Source organism: Streptomyces sp. 8L, assembly GCF_020176795.1.
GTDB lineage: Bacteria > Actinomycetota > Actinomycetes > Streptomycetales > Streptomycetaceae > Streptomyces.
The window spans coordinates 1-3353 of the sequence record NZ_JAIUKE010000741.1; the positions used below are offsets into that span (position 1 = coordinate 1).

The following is a 3353-nucleotide window of genomic DNA, read 5'->3' on the forward strand; positions in this document are numbered from 1 at the left end:
CCCGGGGGCGGGGGGGGGCGCGCCCCCGGGGGGGGGGGGCGCCCGGGGGGGGGCCCCCCCCCCCCCCCGGGGGCTCCCGGAAGGGGAGAGCGGGCCCCCGGCCCCGGGCCGCCGCGTGCCCCCGCCCGACCTCGCTCTGATCCGCCTCGACAGCCCCACCGAACACCCCTGCGCCTATCTGGCGGAGCGCGTCTCCAAGCGCTTCGACGGCGGCAAGGTCATCTGGGCGGGCTGGACCGAGGTCGACGGAGAGCTCGAACTCGTCGTCAGCGCACGCGGCCACGACCTCGGCATGGTCGGCTCGCAGATCCGCCTCGGCGACGACGTCCTGACGGAAGGCATGTCGGGCGGCCCCGTCGTCGACCCGCGGCGCGGCCAGGTGATCGGGGTGATCAAGTCGCGCACCGTCGGCGGCAGCGGCGGGACGGCCGTGGGGACCGAGGCGCTGCGGACCCTGCCAGGACCGCCCGGCCTGCTGCGCGACGAGGCCCACGACACGTATCAGGCCGTGTGCCACGCGCACGACCGCTACCACCGCGACCGCCACCACCACCCGGGGCCCGAGGACAGCTGGACGGACGTGCAGACCCGGCTGGAGAAGAGCGCGGGGCGGGTGCTCGGCCCCGCCCAGCGCGCCGAACTGCTCGGCCTGCTCGCCGAACTGCCGCCGCCCGTCAGCACGGCGGGCCTGCTCGACCTGATCGGCCGCGCCGAGGGCAGGCGCGGGGGCCGCGGCCCCCAGCCCGTGCCCGCGCCGCGCAGCTGGCGCGACGGCCTCGGCGAGCTGCGCGAGACGCACGGCGGCCCGGCCGACCTCGAACTCGTGCTCCGCTACTGCATGAGCGCCGTCGCCGCCGAGCGCCCGTACACCACGCAGGACACCCCGCGCGCCGAGTACGAGCTGTGGCAGTGGGTGCGCGAACTCGCCAGGGACCGGCTGACCCGCTCGTTCCGCGGCGAGCTGCGGCAGCTGTGGGCCGAGAGCCGCGAGCGCACCGACCGCGAACAGCGGCGCACCGAGCCGGTGTACGGCGAGCGGCCGAGGCCTGGCGAGCGCGCCGGCGTCCTGCTGGAACTCGAACCCCGCGGCTGGGAGCGCGACACCTACGACTGGCGGGTCGGCGTCGCCCACTTCAACGGCGAGGTGGACGCCATAGGCGACGGGACGGGCACCGCCCTGCGCGATCTGACGGCCGCTCTGGCGGGCCCGCTGACCGAGGCGTTCCGCCAGAGCGACGAGCCGGACGAGCCCGCCGTGCTCCAGGTCGCCCTCGCCCAGGCCGAGCTGGGGCTCGACGTGGAGCGCTGGAGCCTGGTGCCCGGCGGCCCGCCGCTGGGCGTGCAGCGGCCCGTGGTGGTGCGCTGCCTCGACCCCGAGGCGCCGGACGGCGAGACCGACGAACAGGCCCGCTGGGACCACCTGCACACGGTGGGCATGCGCACCGAGGACGTGGACTGCCAGGACGGCGACTGGGTACCCGTCGAGGTGGAGGAGCGGCTGCGCTCGCTGTCCCACGAGACGGTGCCCCTCCTGTGCCACTACGCACAGCGGCCGGAGGCGGAGGCCGCCGAGGGCTTCGCCCGCCTCACCCGCACCGGGTACCGGGTGCTGCTGCTGCGCCGCTCACCCGGTACGGGCCCGGAGGCGCTCTGCGCGGACCTCCACCGCCGGGCCGCGCGCGTCGTGACCGAGGCCCGCACGGCGAGCCAGTTGCCGGGTAAAATCCACGAGTTGCGCAAGGGCGTGTGGGACAAGAGGACCGAGGCGTACTGGTCGGACCGGGTGGCGCTGTTCTACGACGACCCGCGCCATCCGCTGCCCGGCCCCGGCCTGCTGCTGAACGCGCCGTGAGCGGCACGACCGGACCTCTCCCCGCCGCCCGGGCCCGGGGGAGCGCCGCGCACCACGCCCTGTGCCACACGAGACCGGACGGCCGAGCGACGACCACGAGGAACACGCTATGAGCGAAACCAGCGAGTGGCTCATCTACCGCGGCGCGGGCGAACCGCACGAGGGGATCACCCGGCTGCCACCGCCGCCGCCGTGGCGGGACTTCACGGGGCGCGACGCCGCGTCGGACGAGACGGACGGCGACGAGTCGGCCGACCGGCGCCTCGGCGTGCACCGGCACCGGGCCGAGCTGCACCGGCCGGGCGCCGAGGAACTGGAGATGATCAACGCGGCGCTCTACCTGCGGCGCCCGCTGCTCGTCACCGGCAGCCCGGGGGCGGGCAAGAGCACCCTGGCGCACTCCGTCGCCGCGGAACTCGGCCTCGGCCGCGTCCTGCGCTGGCCCATCGTCAGCCGCACCCGCCTCGTCGACGGCCTCTACCACTACGACGCCATCGCCCGGCTCCAGGACGTCCAGGTGGCCTCCCACCTGGCGGCGCCGGGCGCCGACCCGACCGCCGACATCGGTAGCTACATCAGGCTCGGCCCGCTCGGCACCGCGCTGCTGCCGTCCGAGACACCGCGCGTCCTGCTCATCGACGAACTCGACAAGAGCGACATCGACCTGCCCAACGACCTGCTGAACGTGCTGGAGGAGGGCGAGTTCGCCATCCCCGAGCTGGAGCGCATCGCCGACCGGCTGCCGGACGGCGAGGCGCAGGTCCTCACGCACGACGGCCGGAAGGTCACCGTCAAGGGCGGCCGGGTGCAGTGCCGCGCCTTCCCCTTCGTCGTCCTGACCAGCAACGGCGAGCGGGACTTCCCCGCCCCGCTGCTGCGCCGCTGCATCCACCTGGAACTCGGCCGCCCCGACCACCAGCGCCTTTCCACCTTCGTCACCGCGCACCTCGGCGAGGACGCCGCGCGCGCGGGCAGCGACCTCATCTCGCAGTTCTTCGAGCGCTCCCAGCGCCAGCAGATCGCCACCGACCAGCTGCTCAACGCCGTCTACCTCACCGGCATCGCGGCGCCGCAGAGCCGCGAGCGCCTGGCCGACCTGCTGATCCAGCGGCTCGACCGGCCGAGGTGACGCGCTGATGCCCGGTGTACCCGCCGAGGACGGCGGCCCCGCCCGCGACGCACCGGCCGCGGACCCCACGGGCCGGCAGGACCCGCGGGCCGCGGCGGCGGGCGGGGGGCGCCGCGTCGCGCTGCCCGGGTTCGTCGCCTGGCTGCGCCAGTCCGGCCTGGACCCGGACGCGCGCCAGCTGTGCGACGCGCTCGGGCGCGCGGCCCCCCCCCCCGCCGCCCCGGGCCCGGGAGGGGGGGACGGGGCGCCGCAGCCGGACGAGGGCGGGACACGAGCGGGCGAAAAGGGCCCGAAGGACGTGACAGATCCGCCGGACGACGGGAACACTGCGCCCGTGAACGGCACCCCCCAGGACCCCGGCCACCGTGTGGC

The 3353-nt window shown here is 76.2% G+C and carries 2 protein-coding genes and 1 pseudogene; all 3 read left to right on the plus strand.

Features of this window, described 5'->3' with window-relative positions; genetic code table 11:
• Positions 1–115: 115 nt before the first annotated feature.
• Complete coding sequence (locus LCE31_RS41040) at positions 116–1852, plus strand: VMAP-C domain-containing protein (protein WP_225022737.1); 1737 nt, start codon at positions 116–118, stop codon at positions 1850–1852.
• A gap of 109 nt (positions 1853–1961) precedes the next feature.
• Entirely contained in the window at positions 1962–2981 is a 1020-nt protein-coding gene (locus LCE31_RS38085) for an AAA family ATPase (protein WP_225022738.1), read from the plus strand.
• A 7-nt stretch (positions 2982–2988) separates the two neighbouring features.
• Positions 2989–3353 (plus strand): annotated as a pseudogene (locus tag LCE31_RS38090) (hypothetical protein); the annotation flags it as partial.